We start from the raw sequence: 18,537 nt of genomic DNA, 5'->3' as shown, positions 1-18,537 counted from the left end.
CTAAATCCTAACGATATATGTTAAAATAATAATAGAACAGTCATATTGATGACTAATATATTATTAAAGTAGAATTATTCTATTAACAATACATGTTATTTATAATTTGTATGGATCTTAATGAACGTATTACAATGATTTTTTGGCTTCTTCGTAATATTTTCGTTTGTATTTTACAACTTTTAATACTTCTTGTAACTCAGCCAGCTGTTGTTCAACATTTCTTTGATGGTTCCTGAAAAATTCCAATCGTTGATTAATGGTGCTATCGCCTTGGACGACCCAATCAATAAATTGTTTGATATCTTTTAATTTCATACCAGAGTTTTTCAGGCATTGTATTAAAGAAGCCCATTCAACATCGGTTTCTTGAAAGATGCGCACACCAGCGGCATTACGATCGACAAAGGGAAATAATCCTTCTTTGGCGTAGTAACGAATGGTATGAGGATTGATATTTAATTTCTTGGCTACTTGATGAATGGTATATGACATGATTACTTTCCTTGACGTATAACAGTACTATTTAAATTATACATGATTTCCTGTTGTTTTATAAAATAAAGAAAAGCTGATAATGGTGCAGAAAATGGCAAAGATAAAGATCGCTGCCGATGCAATAAACAACCCATTTAAACCATAATGATCGAAAATCATACCGCCGATTGCTGCTGCCAACGTAATAGAAAATTGAATGGCTGCAACCATTAATCCCCCTGCAATCTCTGCTCGGTCGGCTAAGGTTCGGGTAATCCATGTTGACCATCCGACGGGAATAATACCAAAGATAAATCCCCAAAGCATTATTTTGGTTAGATCTGCTGTAATCTGATGATTGATATAAAAGAATATTGCCACAATACACAGAATCACATGAATGACGATCATTGTGATACGGAAAGATTTATTCAAAATAAATCCTGCCACAAAAGTTCCCAAACAATTCACGACACCAAAACCCAGTAAAGTTAGCGATAAAGCATTATTGGTAAAATGAAGTTTTCCTTCGATAAAGGGTCTGAGATACGTAAAGACGATATGGTAACCTGAAAAGCTGAAGAACATTGCAAAAAGCCCAAAACAGACCCATGGCTGTTGTGTTAATGCAAATATGGCGTTGAAGTTGCTGTTCTTTGAAACAGAGAGTTGCGGTAACGATATGGCTTGCCAAATTAACGTGACGACCCCAAGCAATGCCGCAAGATAAAAGATCATTCTCCACCCCAATAAAAGCGCTAGATAATTAGCAAAAGGTAAGGAAATAATGGTTGCGACAGACACTCCAGCATAAATAATACTTAATGCACGGGGAACATCTTTAGTCGGTGCAAGGTCAAGGACAACAGCAGAGGTCAAAGACCAAAAGCCACCCACACATATCCCTAACAGGCATCTTCCCAGTAAAAGCACGTAATAGCTGTCAGTGATTGCAACGATACTGTTTGAAAAGATAACTAAAACAGAAAAACTGAGTAATAATGTTTTTTTGTTAATCTTTTGACTAATCGGCGCAATTAACAAGCTAGTGATGACGGCAAAAATACCAACGGCGGTGACGGCTTGTCCTGTTTGCCCTTCGGTAATATGTAAATCATGGGCAATAGGGGTTAATAGGCTGATCGGCAAAAACTCAGCGGAGATCAAACAAGTAACCCCCATAAATAAGGATAGAATAGCGCTCCAATAAGGGGTTTGGCTTGGAATATCAGAGGATGGAACAGTCATTAAAAGCTCTCTTCGTATAGCATAAAGATCAATATCTTTAAATCATACGTTTGAGAGTTTACTCTCAGTCAATAGGGGATAAAATGCTTTTTTGTACTTTATTCATTAATTCAAATCAACTGAACTATTGGCTTGTATCGAAGATGATTTTTGAATATCGGTCCCTGAGGGTTTTTGATAAATACCCAGTTTAAAAAAGGTCGCGGTGGCATACATAAATTCAAAAATCTCTGACTGAGTTTCTTCATATTCGTTCCAAAAGACATTCGATGAAAAGCAATAAATCTCGATAGGTAGTCCTTCAGAAGTTGGGCTGAGTTGGCGAACAACAATATACATATCTTTGCAAATATCTTCTCGATTTTTAAGGTAATCGAGAATAAAGCTGCGATATAACCCCAAATTTGTAATATTTTTAAATTGGGGTAAAGCCATCTTGGTTTCTATATGGTTTTTTATATTATTGACAATCTCACCATCACAGGATTTAAGGCTATTTAATAAATCATCGTTAAAAAAAATAATGCTGGATTGATCGACAAAGAAGCTGCGTTTAATTCTGCGCCCACCAGATTCGAACATTGGCTGCCAATTGGTATAGGTTTCCGTAATGAAATTTTTGGTAGGGACTTGAGAAATTGTATTATCCCAGTTTCTAACGGTAATGGTGTGCAAGGCAATATCAGTGACTTCGCCGCTAATATTGACAACGGGCATTTCAATCCAATCGCCCAGTCGAATAACGTTCGAAGACGAAACCTGAATATTAGCAACCAGTGAAATCAAGGTATGTTGAAAAACCAACATCAGCACGGCTGCGATAGCACCCAAACTGGAGATAATAATGATTGGGGATTTATTAGATAACGTTGCGATAATTAAAATTACCGCAATCGAGGATATGATAATCTTACCAATCTGAATATAGCCTTTGATGGATCCCGATTTGGCACCATGTTTTTTTGCATAGGCATCCTTAGTAATATCCAGCATTTCGTTAATCAATATCGTGATATTTATGATTAATATCACAGCACATATTGTATGAATGGCCTCGACCAGACCCACGGGCAAGCCCTGGATCCACAAAGACATAAAATATACAGTAATAACAGGAGCAATATGCGACAGCCGCTCTGTAATGCGAATGTCTTTTTTTTGATCGTCACTGTTTGTATTTCTGTGTAAAATAAACTGACGAACAATGCTTAATAGGAAATATTTGCAAATAATGGATGCAATGAATCCAGATAGCAACATCAATACAATGGATAACAAAGAAAATACTATTTTATTGGAATAAATCCAATCCAACATTGATGCTAAACTCTGCATGATTAAACCTTAATGATTAAAAACAATTTCTTTAGAAGGGCTGTATTATAATTTCAATCATTAAACCACGAACAGGGAATTTTTTAAAATAATAATATATTGTTGTAGGCTAATTGCGTTGGAGTTGAAATTAATAATTATATATAATTTCTATTTTTCTAAAATATATACTCTTGCAATTATCTTTGATATAAGTTTGTAACGGATAAAGTTTCTTCTAAAGAAGAAATATTCAAATCGACTTGGTTAACCGATTTGAATATATTACAGGTTATTTGTTATTGTAAATGAAGAATTGGTTGGTATTTAGATCAGATACAGAAACGCCTTGGAGGGTGACTGAGTGGTTTTCAAGATTTAAAACAGCATCACCATGAGCATTATTTTGGGAGGATTTTAGGAGTTTAGATAATGAATTGCGATTTAATCCATAATCGAACAGAGCAATTTGGTTATCTCGAGATGCAGAGAAATCAGTAATGACTGTGGTGCCACCAGCAACATTCTCTTTGGTAAATGCAAATAAGTTTGATCCAGTTCCTCCAGTAAATACTGAATCTCCACTTCCAGCTGTGAGCGTGTCGTCTCCGCTGCCACCAATTGCAGTTAGGGCAGTTCTTTCCTCTGATGTTTTTTGATCAACATTGGCATAAACTGCAAACGCCCCTGAAGAACCGCTGCCATTTAATGTTTCATTTCCATCACCAGCTGTAAATATACTATCTTCTTTACTGAATGTTTTAAAAGTCGTATTTGAATACCCAGAGCCTTTGATATTAGCAGTTCCGCCTGTAAAGTAATTGACGGTGGCACTAGCGCTAGATAAATTGATGTTACCATTAATATAGTTAAATTGATTGCTATGGCCACCATCTACATCTATGTTTCCATATAAGGCATTAACGGTTGTATTAATACTGTTAGTCAATAGGCTCTTACTATCGTAATTTCCACGCAGTAAACTTATGTTTGTGTCTACACCGCCAGTGATTGTAGTGTTGCCATTTAGATCCAAATTTTTAATAAGAACATTATTAAAAATAGATTTTCCATTAATGCTTACTGTTTGATCTGTTTGTAAACCAGAAATAGTTGCATTGCCATTGACGTTTAACGGGCTATTATCATTTCCTCTTCCATATACGAGATTAACATTACCCGTTAAATCTACTGCATTACTTCCACCATTGATAGTAGCAGCAATGTAAGAATTTGCAGATCCTCCTGTAATCGTATGCATTCCCATTGTCGCTGTTATTGTGGCATTTCCCGATCCTATATGTATGTTATCAGAGCCGTTACCTGTTACGAATTGATTATTACCACCACCAACAGTTACGTTAGTGCCTCTAATATTGAAACTATTGTCTCCATCACCTACATGCAGATTTCCCAATCCATAATTGATTATATTATTTCCACCGCCAATAGTGGTATTTCCACTGCCGTAAGTAATAGTGTTGTTTCCATTCCCTATGACCATATTATCGCTACCTATAGTAATCGTATTATTACCATTCCCTACAATAGCATTGCCACCTTGCCACGTTCTTATGGTATTATCACCTCCGCCTATAGTAACATTTCCACTTCTTACATCAACGTCGTTATTTCCATCCCCTATAGTAGTATTACCACCTCTAGCTTCGATATGATTATTTCCATCTCCGAGTATATAAATATTGTTGGTTGGATTACCAGAAGTGATGGTGTTATTACCGTTACCAAATATATAAGTGTTATATCCTCCATAATTTTCACTAAGATTGTTATCGCCATCTCCTAATGTGACTTTGGCATAAGAACCGTGTTGAGTGATGGTGTTATTGCCATTTCCACCTGTAATATCACTTTTGTTCCCAAGTTTTAGGAGATAATTCTTATCATCTAACTGAATTGGTTTTTTGCTTCCCGTAATAGGTGTGTAAGCGCTGTCATCTATTGTGATCGGGTCATTTTGAAGAGCATCTTCTAAGATTACGTCTGTTTGATCTGTTGTATTTTCGCTCATGTTTTAACCTTTCCAGATAATGATATTATAATAAAATTTGATTGCTAAGGATTAAGTCTATAGTAATATCCAAATTATGATAATTATCATATATTAACAATATCTATTTATTAATAATATACAATATGTGATAATAATAATCACAATTAATTTAACTATATGATTCCATTGCGTATTATTTGTGATAAGGTTTGCAGTTATCTAAATAATAAAATTTGATAAATAAAACTATTGAACATGTTTTGATTATCCAAAATTTTTAATATACCATCATTAAAGTAAATAATTTATTTTCTTAGGAAAATCTTATGTTATGGTTCTAAATAGTATAGCCAATATAAGGAAAATCGTTAAATGAAGCGGTCTATCAAAATTATGCTTTATTGTGCAGGATTGACTGCATTAACATCGACAATAGCGATTGCATGTGGACCGTATTTTCCTTGGCAGCTTTTAGATAACCGCAAAGAGACTTTATTAAATTTGCCTGCAATAGATAGTTTTTCCCAGAAAGTAAAAACTCTTGGTGTTGTGACAGCAGAAGAAAAGAAGAATTTATATTCTGCGACCAATCTGAATGATCCATATATTGGTCAAACAACTTGTCCCAATACAGATGAAGCCTATAAAAAAGCAGCAATCTTATTTCACAATAAGCAATGGGAAGATGCTTATTCAGCATTTTCAATGTTGGCATATAATAGTAACCCAGCCCAGCAAGTCTGTGCAAAATATACGTTAGGGCGCATTGAAAAAGAGTTAGGACATTTTGAGGATGCGGTTCAATCGTTTAATAGCACCGCCTATTTAGTTGCTCATGGTGCGCCTGACCCATTACATTTGGGAATTGCTGCTTATGGTGAGGCTGCTGGAGTAATATTAGATCAAATTGGCATGCGAAGCATAGATAAAGATGATGTAGTTTATTGGCAAGTTGGTTCTATTAAAGAGGATAGTTTTTTACAGTTACAAAGAGCCGTAGAATTATACCTTAAGCAAGCAACATTGGGTGATAATGATGGTGTAAGTTCTGTTATGATTATCTTGCAGGGTTTAAGTGATCCTAATAATCTCAATGCGAGAGAATTGCTGAAGCAAGCTGTTCAAAATTCTTTGTTAAGAAAGCTTTTATTAGCTTATGTTTTAACAGATGAAATTGATTATAAAGTTTATTCTAAAGCTAAAATACAAAATATTTTGCAAGCCTTTATCCAAACTGGTCTAGACCTAAAAAATAATTATGATGATATGGGGTCTTTGGCTGCTTTTGCTTATCAAAATAATGATGTGGACAAAGCACAAGCATTTGCGGAATATGATTGGAACAGAAATCAAAAAGCCCTTGATGCGTGGATTTTGGCTAAGATTGCATTAAGAAAGGGTGAGAAGATAAAAGCCCAAGACTATTATCATCAAGCCATTAGCCATTTTAATGATGAAACTTTGCAGACACGCAATAGGCAACGTGTGCAAGGTGAGCGTGCCGTTCTAACGTTATCCCAAGGGAATTTTGTTCAAGCATTGGAAGAATTATGGTCAGTGCGAGATATTTATTGGGGAGATATCGTTTACCTCGCTGAAAATGTGTTGACACCCGATGAGTTACGCCAGTTTGTAAATAGCCATACAAACGTTCCTAAGGATAGTAAGGCAGCTTGTAATCGGGACATTGAAGAAGATTATGTTGATCAAAATGCTGCTGAAACTTCTGACGATGAATATAATATGAGGTATAGCTTAAATGGTCGCTCAATGGCGTTACGTCATTTGTTGGCTCGTCGTTTAATGCGTGAGGGGCGTTTACAAGAAGCAATTCCATATTTTACTCAGATTGGTGATGCAAATTGTAAAGGTACGCCTCAACATGTTCAGATAGAGCGATCTTATATCAAAGCAACAACAGACATGCATAGAAGCTTTTGGGCAACCGATCGAGCCAAGGCTGCATGGAAAGCAGCAACGATTTTGCGTCGTCATGGAATGGAGTTAATGGGAACCGATGGATATCCAGATCAAAATCCTGGAACATATCCACAAGGTATTGGTCAGATGATTGGTCCTGCAAATGATCTTAATAATGAACCTTGGAGCGTGCCAGCAGAACAAGTCAGAACGGGGGCTTCTTGGCCTATTCCTAATCGTCGTTTTCATTACCGATATTTAGCAGTCGAAGATGTATTATATGCCGCAAATTTAATTCCTTATCAATCTCAAGCTTATGCAGCATTATTATGTCATGCGAATGGTTGGATGCAAAAGACGTCATATTATGATGGTGTATCTATGGCTAAAGATACAGAATCACCATCTTCATATATATCATTAGGTGCTGTGAACGACCCTCAATTTGCTTATGCGAAATCCAGAGAGCTTTATAATCTTTATTTGAAAAACGGTGCTGTTGTTCCTTTTGCAAAAGATTTTGGATATAATTGCCCGCAGCCGAAATTTGGCGCAGTTCCGAAGTTAAAGCGTGATTTATTCTGGAAAGAAGTCAAAAAATCGTTACAATCGCTTAGGGGACATTAGCCTTTTGTTTCTTCATCAATCATTGTATACTCAATAAGCTGAATACATAAAGTGACTTACGAAAGAATAATCTTGTGAAAATAGGGTATCTGGACTGTTTTGCAGGGATGAGCAGCAGTCGATTTATTGGGGCTCTGGTGGATGCTGGTGTTCCTGCGGAAATATTGTATGAAGCGGTGGATGCATTGGATATCGGTGTTCGGCTTGATTTAATGCATATTAAGCGGAACATGATTGAAACCATCAAAGCGCATGTCAGTCTCGTTTCAACAGAGATTGATTTAGAGTCAACGCCTTATTACGAGTTGCCTATTTTTATAGAACGACATGAATCACCCGAAAATTTACAGTTGCTGAGCACAATTATTGCTTTGATTTCGAATGCGCCTATCTCCGAAAAAGCAAAAGAATTAGCGATTGATACCTTTACTTTTCTGGCTCAGGCAGAGGCAGAGGTGCGTGCTTTGCCCATTGAAGAAATTTATTTTCATGAAGTCAGAGCCTTAAACACGGTGGTAACGGTGACTTTGTGTTGTGTGGGGTGTGATTGGTTACATATTGATCAATGGTATGCATCACCTTTGAATGTAGGTTCAGGAATGTTGAAATACCCACAAGGATCGTTACCTGTGCCAACTCCAGCAACCTTGCAACTGTTGGGGGATAAAGCCTCTATTTTTTCTGAAGGCCCTCAAAAAGAATTGTTGACCTCGACATGTGCAGCGTTATTGAAAGCATTAAAAATCAAGTTTGAACCTTGTCCAGCTATGTGCATTACGCATGTTGGATATGGTGCTGGCAGAATAGAATATGATAATCTACCTAATTTTCTAAGAATCTGCATTGGCGATACAAAAGTTGGAAAAAAACAAACGATGAATCATGAAGTCATTGTTACCGAGGCAGAATTTGCGGATATACAACCAGAACGTATTCAAAAGTTACAACAAGAACTCTACTCCAGAACAGCACAATTAGTCTATACGCAACCCATCGTTTCTTTTACCCACAAGGTAACAGACAAATTAACGGTTATTTCCTTGCCTGAGGATGCGGTGACAATACGTCATTACCTATTTTCTCAAATCCCGTTGTTACATACGGTGCATTGGCATACTGAATATTATGAGGATTTAATTCATTCCGAGGAATTGGTTTTAACGCCTTGGGGGGAAATTAAAATAAAAGTAGGTCAATTATTGGATAATAAAATTATTTTCGTGATTCCAGATGGGCAAGTATGTGAATCTGTTGCTCAAAAACATGATTTACATCCAGATCAGATCAGTAAAACGGTAAAAACACTTTTTTTAACAAGAAAAAATTCATAATATCAAGAATAAAGATTTAAAAAATTATATAAACTCTGTATAACAAACGTCAATATTATTGTAACGTTTTTGTTGAAAACCATCAACGTCAGGTCACTGATTTGGGAATAGTGGAGCGCCATAAACTATGAATTTTGTATCCTCATTGTCGTTTTCTCGACTTTTATTAGTGGCAAGTGCCTTGTCTTTGGGGCTTACAGCATGTTCAAAAGACAAAAAACAAGAAAATTTGGCATTTCCAGACCAACGTTTAGTTGGTGTTGATCGCTCTGCAGTGGGTGGGGATGACAGTTTGCAAGGCGGCGTTAATGCTTATTTATGGCGCGCTGCGGTGGATACGTTGTCTTTTATGCCCTTTATATCTGCTGATGCGGTTGGAGGCACCATTGTAACGGATTGGTATCAACCCGTTCCAGCAAACGCAGAGCGTTTTCAAATTATTTGTTCGGTCTTGGATCGCCGTTTACGCTCTGATTCGATTAGCGTTGTTGTTCACCGACAAGTAAAAGAAAATGGCGAATGGGTGGATGCGCCAGTGGCCAATAATACGGCATCTGACATTACCAGTAAGATTCAAGTTCGCGCGCGTGAATTACGTGCTGATAAATATAAAAAATAATTAACAGATACTGATTAAAATATTATGAGTGACTCTTCTTCTTTTTCGTATAATTTTCAACATACAGAACCATTTTGGCAACAAGAATGGGAAAAGCGTCGCTTATTTGACGTTCCCAACGTTCCTGATGTGAATGCTCCTAAATATTATGTCTTGGAAATGTTTCCTTATCCTTCAGGACAGTTGCATATGGGACATGTGCGGAATTATACGCTGGGGGATGTGGTTGCTCGATATAAACGAGCCCGTGGGTATAGTGTTTTGCATCCAATGGGTTGGGATGCTTTTGGCTTGCCAGCAGAAAACGCAGCCAAAAGTCGTGGTGTGTCCCCAGCAAAATGGACGATGGAAAATATCGCTGCCATGCGTGCAGAGTTAAAACGTCTTGGTTTTTCTTTAAATTGGGATCGTGAATTCGCAACTTGCCAACCTGAATATTATGGGCAACAACAAAAACTCATCCTTCGTTTGATGAAGGAAGGGTTGTTGGAACGCCGTGAGAGCTGGGTGAATTGGGATCCTGAAGATCAAACAGTTTTAGCCAATGAACAAGTCATTGATGGCAGAGGGTGGCGTTCTGGTGCATTGATTGAGAAGAAGCAGCTTTTTCAATGGTTCTTTAAAATCACCAAATTTGCACAACCTTTGTTGGATGGGTTGAAAACATTAGATAATTGGCCTGAACGCGTTAAAACCATGCAAGAACGTTGGTTGGGACGATCAGAAGGAGCAAAAGTTAAATTTGCTCTGGACAATGCTCCAGCCGATTTCGAAGAAGCAATCCAATCTGTTGAAGTCTTTACCACGCGCCCTGATACTTTATTTGGTATGGCATTTTTGGCGATTTCGGCAGATCATCCGATTGCTGCAAAACTAGCCACTAATAATCCTAAGATTGCTGATTTTATTGCTGAATGTCACCGTATGGGGACTTCTGAAGAAGTCATCGAAAAAGCCGAGAAAAAAGGTGTGGATACTGGCTTATATGTTATTCATCCTTTTATGCCAGATCAAAAATTCCCTATTTGGATCGCGAATTTTGTGTTGATGGATTATGGTACGGGTGCTGTATTCGGATGTCCATCAGGCGATCAACGTGATATTGATTTCGCCCTTAAATATAACCTTTCCTTTAAAACCGTGGTGATGCCTCAAGGTGAAGACCCAGCGCAATTTGTCGTCACAGACAAGCCGCATACGGGAGACGGCATTTTAATTAATTCCGATTTCTTAAATGGTTTAACGATTGCCCAAGCCAAGAAAACAGCCATTACACGTTTGGAAGAAATGGGTATTGGCGAGAAAATTGTTAATTGGCGTTTGAGAGATTGGGGATTATCCCGTCAACGTTATTGGGGTTGCCCAATTCCTGTGATTCATTGCCCGACTTGTGGTGTTGTTCCTGTTCCAGAAGATCAATTACCTGTTGTTTTACCAGAAGATGTTGATTTTTCTTTATCTGGCAATCCATTGGATAACCATCCGACATGGAAACATGTCAATTGTCCGAAATGTCATGGCAAAGCACAAAGAGAAACGGATACGTGCGATACATTTGTGGATAGTTCATGGTATTTTGCACGTTTTACAGCGCCTCATTCAAATGATCCAATCGATCATGAAGCGGTCAATCGTTGGATGCCTGTTGATCAATATATTGGTGGGATTGAACATGCAATTTTGCATTTACTTTATGCTCGATTCTTTACGCGTGCATTAAATACGATTGATGAAGTTGGGATGGAGGAACCATTTAAAGCACTCTTTACACAAGGTATGGTAATGCATGAAAGCTATAAAGATGCTGCGGGTGAATGGGTTTCTCCTGACGAAATCAAAAAAACGGATGCTGGTTTTGTAAAACATGATACAGGGGAAGCAATTACCGTTGGTCGTGTTGAAAAAATGTCCAAATCTAAGAAGAATACGATTGCACCTTCTGTAATTATTGAACGTTTTGGAGCAGATACGGCTCGTTGGTTTATTTTATCTGATAATCCACCAGAACGTGACATGGAATGGACAGAAGAAGGCGCTGTTGCAACTTCTCGTTTCCTACAACGTTTATATCGTGTTGTGTCTATTATTGCACAAGATGTTCCAGCTGATGTTGCTTTGCCAGAGCAATTGGCTCAAAGTGCAGATGATTTGCGTCGTATGACCCATCGTACAATTGTTTCAGTGACTGAGGCTTTGGATGGTTTTGCAATGAATGTGGCGATAGCACGTTTACATGAGCTGACGAACGCAGTTGCAGATGCTGAAAAGCAAGCCAAAGAAGTTGGAATGGATTTTGCCCGTCGTGAGGCTGCTTATATGCTCAGTTTATTATCTGGGCCATTAGTTCCACATATGGCTGAAGATATGGTGCGTTTATTAGGCGTTTCAGAGCTCGTTGCACAAACCGCTTGGCCAACTGCAGAGGAGTCTTTGCTGGCGGCAACACGTGTTGTGATTGCGGTGCAAATCAAGGGGAAATTAAGGGGAACGATCGAAGTTGCCCCTGATATGGATAAAGGTGCCGTGATAGAGCTGGCACGCGCGGAAAAAACAGTTGCAAAATTCTTGGATGGACAAACAATTGTGAAAACAATTTATGTTCCAAATAAGATCGTTAACTTTGTGGTAGGCGGATGAAAATAATCAGTAAGTTTCTCAAAACCTCTGGTATCTTATTGGGTATCGGGGTGATGGTGTCAGGATGTGGATTTAAACCCATGTATGGCAAAACAGCAAACTTAGATGTGAATGACGAGCTACAGAAAATTTATGTTCCTGTGTTGGCCAATCGTTACGGACAGCTTGTGCGTCAAGCCCTGCAACAAAATCTTGCGGGTGCAGGCCCAGAAGATCCCAAAACATATCAATTGGATGTTTCTCCTAACCTATCAGAAGAAGCTATTGATATTCATTATGATAACTCTTCTGGTCGTGCAAGGATGATTGGCACTGCGCATTGGGCGTTAAAGACGATTTCTATTAACCCTGTCGTATTGGCGCAAGGGGATGCACAGACAATGGATGGTTATACCGTTACTTACGAGCAATATTTTGCGCAAAGTTTAAATGACGAAACGGCTCAAGCACGTGTTGCAAAAAATCTGGCGGATGAAGTTACACAACAGGTCGCAACTTGGTTTAGAAATAACGATACTTATCAAACCAGTGTAAAAACACCAAATACACCAAAACCAACCTATATGTTGCCCAGCATGAATCCTGGAACCAATGGGGCGGCTACACAGGGAGTTGGAGTCGATGGCCTGCCTGCAATGGCTACGGGTCGAAATACAATGATCCCTGTAGGAATGGATAATATGACGCCTGATGATGTGCCTGGTAATTAAACTCCGACAGGTTTAGAGCATGAAAATAGACGCACGAAATATAATAAGTCTTTTACAGGGGCCTATACAATTTCGTGTCTATTTGATCTATGGTGAAAATAGTGGGCTTGTTCGAGAAAGAGCGAGCCATCTTGTTAAAAAAGTTGCTGGTCGTTTAGATGATCCTTTTCAAGTCTGTGTGCTTGATAAAGACCATCATGAACGATTGAAAGAAGAAGCAACTGCCTTGTCTTTGATGGGAGGACAACGGGCAGTGTGGGTACGTGAAGCGACCGACACTCTTGCGAAAACGCTTGAAACATTTTGCGCTTTATATCCTACAGACCAAAAAGATGCTTCTGGTTTTGATTCTGTCGTGATTATTGAAGCAGGCAGTTTATCCCCCAGAGCGTCCTTGCGCATTTTAGCAGAAAAACATCCTTTAATTGCTACTATTCCTTGTTATGCAGAAACTGGGCGATCATTGGAAGAAACGCTGCGGGTATTATTAGGGAAAAAAAGAATTGCATCTGATGCTTTTCGTTATTTATTGGCTATTTTGGGTACCGATAGAGCATTAATACGAAATGAAATTGATAAATTACACTTATATGTTGGATCGGATCCTGAAATCACCTTAATTCATGTGCAGCAAGCGATTGGGGATGATGCTGAATATTCCGTTGAAGATGTAGTTTACGCTGCAATGTGTGGACAGCCAGTGATGGTTGATAAAGCGTTGACCAAAGCGATCAAAGAAGGGGTGAATATGGTTGCTTTGACGCGTAGTCTATTGCAGCATATTGATCGCCTACTTCAAGCGCGGTTTTTATTTGAAGAAGGTACGCCTGCTAAAGTTGCAATTTCTAAATTAAATCCACCTGTTTTTTTTAAACGCACTGACAGTTTTTTAAAAGCGATGGATAGTTGGAATTCTGATTCATTATATCCTTTATTGCGATATGCCCAAAAATTAGAATATTTGTGTAAACAAACGGCAATTCCAGCAGAAACTTTGTGTCAACATTTCATGCTAACCATTGCACAACATGTAAAAGAGAAAAAAGTTCAGTTAGATGAATACAAGCTCTTTTCAAATTTATAAAGACGCGTTAAAAGGTAAAGAAGTGTCTGCGTAGCTCAGCAGGATAGAGCACAGGATTCCTAAATAAAAATTGGGCGCTTTATTTGGAAACGATAAAGTGGATCCACTCAAATTCGGGGAACGTTTCGGTAGTCTTTACCATACCAATCCCGAGCCAAGCCTTATTTTATATAAGGAAGGTGTAGAGACTGTACGGGTGGTGCCTAAGGGATATATCCTAGGGCAAAGAGACAGTCCAGCTTACAAACATTGTGTTTTATCACAATGGCGATGAAAATCGTAGTGAGATGAATCCTGGGGCCGTGGGTTCGAATCCCGCCGTGGACACCATTGATAACTTAAACAGAGTTAAATAACCTAAAATAACCCCAGAAAATAGCGGATATATCAATGTTTCAACTTAAATAAGGTAAAACATAATAAGGTTGAATAAAGATAAAATGTAGGTATTATTGTCGGTATCGTTTTGGAAAATGTAGGTATCATCAATGTCACACGGCAAAAAAGGGAAAATCTTAACAGATCGTGATGTTAAGAATGCAAAACCTAAAGATAACAATTATAAGTTATACGACTTTGAGGGTCTACATATTCTTGTTAAAAAAAATGGTTCTAAGTTATGGCATATGGATTACAGATTCGCTGGAAAGCCGAATGTGTACACAATTGGTAAATACCCATTAGTTTCATTGGCGCAAGCAAGAATAGAAAAAGATAAAGCAAGAAAATTAATAGCCAAAAATATTGATCCCAATAAGGAGAAAAAGCGTCACCAGTTGACGCATGTGGACAATAATTTTGAGGCAATTGCTAAAAAGTGGTTTGGTATTAAAAAAACGCTATGGAAAGAAAAACATGCGACTTCAGTATGGCGCAGTTTGGAAAGATGTATTTTTCCATATATAGGAAAAGTCGCTGTGAATGATATTGATACGCCTCTTATTCTATCGGTCATCCAGAAAATAGAAAAAAATGGAGCTACGGATACGGCCCATCGTGTTAGACAAAGAGTTGAATCAATTTTTAATTATGCAATCTCTATCGGCATTGTAATGCATAATCCAGCTACTGTTATTAAGGGTGCCTTGAAGCCAACAATTAAAAGAAAACACCCTGCCGTTACAGATATCGATAAATTACGTGAAGTAATATTTAGAACGGATAATACACCAGCGCACCCTTTAACAAAACTAGCATTAAGGTTTTTGGCTCTGACAGCTGTTCGTTCAAGTGAGTTAAGGGGAATGACGTGGGATGAAGTTGAGGGCGATGTTTGGACTATTCCTGCTGAACGTATGAAGCGTACAGAGATTAGAAAAGAAACGAATGAACCCCATATTGTCCCATTATCTAGGCAAGCTTTGGAAACATTAGACGTTGTTAAGCAACTTACTGGACACCAGTCATTTGTTTTTCTTAGTATAAGTAATCGATCAGAAAAATTAAAACCTATGAGCGAAAATGCAATGGGATATTTATTAAATCGTGCTGGTTACCATGGCAGACATGTCCCGCATGGGTTCAGAGCTTCTTTCTCTACAATTATGAATGAACACTTTCCAAGAGAAAGCTATCTTTTTGAGAAGATGCTTTCTCATCAGGAGAAAAATAAAGTTGAGGCTGCATATAACAGGGCTCAACACTTGGAGCGTAGGAAAGAATATTTTCAATTTTGGGCAGATTTGCTTTTCAAAGATTTGGTTGCACCCGACGCTTTACTTCCTTTAACAAGACGTTGAACCATTGTTTGGTTTAGGATCCATTGATTAATTTGACTTTCTGGATATCTTACACATCTAGCGGAAAAGGTAATTCCAGGTGGAAAATTTTTAGTGTTGATCCATTCATATATTGTTGGTTCTGATACGCCAAATTTCTCACATAGTTTTGTTATTGGAATATAATTTTCAGAATGATTCAATGATTTAATTAATATCTCTAACAATGTATTAAAATCATTTTTATGAATGGAAATATTTTCGTCTTTTATTTGAAGTAAGTTTGTAAAATCAACACTACTTTGAATATCTTTAGTAACTTTTTTTTGCTCTATTGTTTCCATCATCTATATCCTGTGGTGTTTATTTGTAGGGTTATTGTTTATCAAATGTTTTAAGAAAAGATTGATACTGGTCTGTCATTATGTAATCTCTATATCTTCATTTGAATCATAATTTTTCCCCAAATACTCATGTTTAAAAAATGTTTGAATGTCTTTTAACTCTTGTATTTTCTCATCAATGGTTGCATAAAGCAATTTAACCATATGAGTGATAAGGAGGCTTGTTGGATTAAATTCTTCCATTGTATGAACACATACAAGAATGTCGTGATAGGTAATATCAACATTTCTATCTATATCTTCAATACGAAAATTATCATTATTATATTTTATTAATATTTTATCAAATTTAGAGTGGGTGATATTATTTTCATCTAGGAATTTGATTAATATATCCTTAAATTTCCGTTTATCGCACATCATTTATTCCTCATGATTTCATCAAAAGTCTTAGCATCTGCACTTGGGTTTCTGTGGAGTGCGACCAATAGTTGATAAGAGTCAGTGCTCAGCAAATCGTACCAATATATATAATTTGTTGTATATGCTTTGAATTTGTCCATATCGATTTCGTTATCATATCCATCCCAGTCATATTGCCACACTTTTTGATAAACTTGGTTTATATCACCATCAATCACCAGTGTTTTTGGGTCTTCGCCCAATCCTTTGATCTTATCGATTAAGATGTCTATCCATAGTCTTTTCATGATTTTTCTCTACAATTTATTAAAAAAGCTGCTAAAAAACTTGAAAAATAAGATTGCTAAAATGGATAATATAGCATCATAGATTTTATTCATTCTTCACCATTTTCTTCGGAAACTATTTCTATGAATTTTCTGATTACTTTATAAACTGAAGATCGAAAACCTTCTATTCCGAATGCATGTAGCTCATCTTTTACTTCCAAAATAAAAAATAAATTCACATCATCGATATATATTTTTCCCTGTAAATCAAAATGATTCTTGTCATATGCCCATATATCAATGTATGTGCTATTGATGGGGCAAGATATGCGGACACCTTCTAAATCTGCGAAGGTGGAAAAATATTGGAATAATAAACAGGCATAAGTCGGCAATTCTTGCTCGTCTAATCCTATTCTTTGTAAAAAATTATTTATCATTTCCCACATCCTTTTATAAAATCGTTGAATGCATATCCGAGCCAAAAGCTGGAGATTATGGTGAGTATTATTGCGGTGAGCATGGGTTATAGCTCCTTGCATGGTTTGGTTTTTGTGTTGGAAGGATGATAAAGTATGTTACATCGTCAAGATATGCTGTTCGTTTTTCATCATCTGTATTGTAGCCTTCAAAGTGCTCGTAGGGATATTCACCGCAACTGATGCTATATCCATCAATCGTGAACCATTCTGGGGTTTCGTAGGTATGTGTATTTGTGCTTTCTTCATAGTGAACGGGGCGTGCAAAAACTTTGACGATAATTTCAGAATTTCGAACGATGGTTTTTAAAAGGCGGCGTGAATACTCATTGCCAAAATGATACTTGATACCTTCATCGACGTTCAGCGTTTCTGTATAATGAGGCTTACCCTGTCTTTGAAAACTGTGTGTATAGAAATCAAAACGGTCAAGGCTGTCGAGCTTATCTTGGAAATCTTGAATGGTGTTACGAAGCATTTACTTGTGCCTCCTCGTTATCAAATTCACGGAGCGCTTGTTCAATTAAGGTATCAATAATACCAGCCCATATGGGCTCTTTTTCTGCTAATTCTTTGCGAAGGTTGATGGTTGCTTTGTGACCTGTAATTTTCTCTAATTGGGTGCGATCTTTAACTTGTGACAGCGTATTTGCAAGACGTTCATAGTTTTGCTCAAGTTGTGATTTTTCTGGTTTAACATTTGGTGTTTCTCTAACTGTTTGAACTGTAGGTATAATTGTTTCACCAGTTTCTGCCCATTGTTTTAAACGGCGACCATGTTCAATTGTCACAAGATTACCATTGGTAAAAATGGACTGCATATCATTATTAAGTTTTTTATCTAATTTATAATCAGGGCAGCCTGGTTTAATAGGGGTCATTGTAATAGAAGCGGTCATTTCAAACATGAAGTTTTTTTCACAAATAGGTTGAAACCCTATAGGTTCTATAGTTTGTTTACCATTTTTGAAGATCATCTTAACCTTTTCTTCAGCGCGCAGACAAAAAATAATATGGCATTTTACTTGGGTTAGTTTTGCCATCATTCTTTTATGTTGCTTTTTAGGTTCTGCCCAAGAAAGAAGTTTGACCGCGTTCAGTGTATTATAGTCGATTTCCCCTTTTTTATTTGTTGCTCGGGATAGTGCATTTTGTTCAGCGGTTTCAGTAACACCACCTTCACCATTCCATTCATGAGATGCGCTGTCGATAACAATCACAGATGCCCCAGCTTGCTCGCAGGTTTGGATCGCTTCTATGTAGCGTTCTGGTGTGAAAGGAGGTTGAAAGTCTAAATGAAGAAAATCAAACGTTCCTTTGTTA

General features: G+C 37.4%; 18 protein-coding genes. 8 read left to right on the top strand and 10 right to left on the bottom strand.

Annotation, left to right across the window (positions count from 1 at the left end; genetic code table 11):
* Positions 1–129: 129 nt before the first annotated feature.
* The 4 genes from PQG54_RS08115 to PQG54_RS08100 form a co-directional block, all read right to left on the bottom strand.
* Positions 130–495, bottom strand: a complete 366-nt coding sequence (locus tag PQG54_RS08115; RefSeq protein WP_271789947.1) for a MerR family transcriptional regulator — start codon at positions 493–495, stop codon at positions 130–132.
* Between the two features lie 36 nt (positions 496–531).
* Positions 532–1,725 (bottom strand): MFS transporter, encoded by a 1,194-nt coding sequence (locus PQG54_RS08110; RefSeq protein ID WP_271789946.1) that lies wholly within the window; start codon positions 1,723–1,725, stop codon positions 532–534.
* Between the two features lie 105 nt (positions 1,726–1,830).
* Entirely contained in the window at positions 1,831–3,060 is a 1,230-nt protein-coding gene (locus PQG54_RS08105; protein ID WP_271789945.1) for a mechanosensitive ion channel family protein, read from the bottom strand.
* A gap of 271 nt (positions 3,061–3,331) precedes the next feature.
* Positions 3,332–5,071, bottom strand: coding sequence for a beta strand repeat-containing protein (locus PQG54_RS08100; protein ID WP_271789944.1), 1,740 nt, complete (start codon positions 5,069–5,071; stop codon positions 3,332–3,334).
* A gap of 354 nt (positions 5,072–5,425) precedes the next feature.
* Between PQG54_RS08100 and PQG54_RS08095 the strand changes: the two genes are divergently transcribed.
* From PQG54_RS08095 to PQG54_RS08060, 8 genes are all read left to right on the top strand, one after another.
* Complete coding sequence (locus tag PQG54_RS08095) at positions 5,426–7,600, top strand: tetratricopeptide repeat protein (protein WP_271789943.1); 2,175 nt, start codon at positions 5,426–5,428, stop codon at positions 7,598–7,600.
* A gap of 74 nt (positions 7,601–7,674) precedes the next feature.
* Complete coding sequence (gene larC, locus PQG54_RS08090; RefSeq protein ID WP_271789942.1) at positions 7,675–8,931, top strand: nickel pincer cofactor biosynthesis protein LarC; 1,257 nt, start codon at positions 7,675–7,677, stop codon at positions 8,929–8,931.
* Between the two features lie 127 nt (positions 8,932–9,058).
* On the top strand, positions 9,059–9,550 hold the full coding sequence (locus PQG54_RS08085; protein ID WP_271789941.1) for a DUF3576 domain-containing protein: 492 nt from the start codon (positions 9,059–9,061) through the stop codon (positions 9,548–9,550).
* 24 nt (positions 9,551–9,574) lie between these two features.
* Entirely contained in the window at positions 9,575–12,187 is a 2,613-nt protein-coding gene (gene leuS, locus PQG54_RS08080; protein ID WP_271789940.1) for a leucine--tRNA ligase, read from the top strand.
* Positions 12,184–12,897, top strand: coding sequence for an LPS assembly lipoprotein LptE (gene lptE, locus PQG54_RS08075; protein WP_271789939.1), 714 nt, complete (start codon positions 12,184–12,186; stop codon positions 12,895–12,897). Before leuS ends, lptE begins: the two co-directional genes overlap by 4 nt.
* Positions 12,898–12,916: 19 nt before the next feature.
* Positions 12,917–13,981, top strand: a complete 1,065-nt coding sequence (holA, locus tag PQG54_RS08070) for a DNA polymerase III subunit delta (RefSeq protein WP_271789938.1) — start codon at positions 12,917–12,919, stop codon at positions 13,979–13,981.
* Between the two features lie 97 nt (positions 13,982–14,078).
* Positions 14,079–14,255 (top strand): hypothetical protein, encoded by a 177-nt coding sequence (locus PQG54_RS08065; RefSeq protein ID WP_271801717.1) that lies wholly within the window; start codon positions 14,079–14,081, stop codon positions 14,253–14,255.
* Between the two features lie 214 nt (positions 14,256–14,469).
* Complete coding sequence (locus PQG54_RS08060) at positions 14,470–15,720, top strand: tyrosine-type recombinase/integrase (protein ID WP_271789936.1); 1,251 nt, start codon at positions 14,470–14,472, stop codon at positions 15,718–15,720.
* Here PQG54_RS08060 and PQG54_RS08055 read toward each other — a convergent pair.
* The 6 genes from PQG54_RS08055 to PQG54_RS08030 form a co-directional block, all read right to left on the bottom strand.
* On the bottom strand, positions 15,648–16,046 hold the full coding sequence (locus PQG54_RS08055; protein ID WP_271789935.1) for a helix-turn-helix transcriptional regulator: 399 nt from the start codon (positions 16,044–16,046) through the stop codon (positions 15,648–15,650). The two genes, PQG54_RS08060 and PQG54_RS08055, sit on opposite strands and share 73 nt — an antisense overlap.
* 75 nt (positions 16,047–16,121) lie before the next feature.
* Entirely contained in the window at positions 16,122–16,466 is a 345-nt protein-coding gene (locus PQG54_RS08050; protein ID WP_271789934.1) for a hypothetical protein, read from the bottom strand.
* Positions 16,463–16,753: a hypothetical protein gene (locus PQG54_RS08045; RefSeq protein WP_271789933.1), complete on the bottom strand. Its 291-nt coding sequence runs from the start codon at positions 16,751–16,753 to the stop codon at positions 16,463–16,465. The genes PQG54_RS08050 and PQG54_RS08045 overlap by 4 nt, the downstream gene beginning before the upstream one ends.
* An 89-nt stretch (positions 16,754–16,842) precedes the next feature.
* The gene (locus PQG54_RS08040) at positions 16,843–17,175 is read right to left on the bottom strand and encodes a hypothetical protein (protein WP_271789932.1); all 333 of its coding nucleotides are present in this window, start codon (positions 17,173–17,175) and stop codon (positions 16,843–16,845) included.
* A gap of 67 nt (positions 17,176–17,242) precedes the next feature.
* Positions 17,243–17,692 carry a hypothetical protein gene (locus PQG54_RS08035; RefSeq protein ID WP_271789931.1) on the bottom strand — a complete coding sequence of 150 codons (450 nt, stop codon included), beginning with the start codon at positions 17,690–17,692 and terminating at the stop codon, positions 17,243–17,245.
* A partial coding sequence (locus PQG54_RS08030; RefSeq protein WP_271807715.1) for a DEAD/DEAH box helicase family protein occupies positions 17,682–18,537 on the bottom strand: 856 nt, incomplete at its 5' end. The genes PQG54_RS08030 and PQG54_RS08035, both read right to left, overlap by 11 nt.

The organism is Commensalibacter communis, from assembly GCF_947179015.1.
GTDB classification, from domain to species: Bacteria; Pseudomonadota; Alphaproteobacteria; order Acetobacterales; family Acetobacteraceae; genus Commensalibacter; species Commensalibacter communis.
Note: the sequence above shows the minus strand (reverse complement) of the source record. Positions and strands in the feature narration are given on the sequence as shown.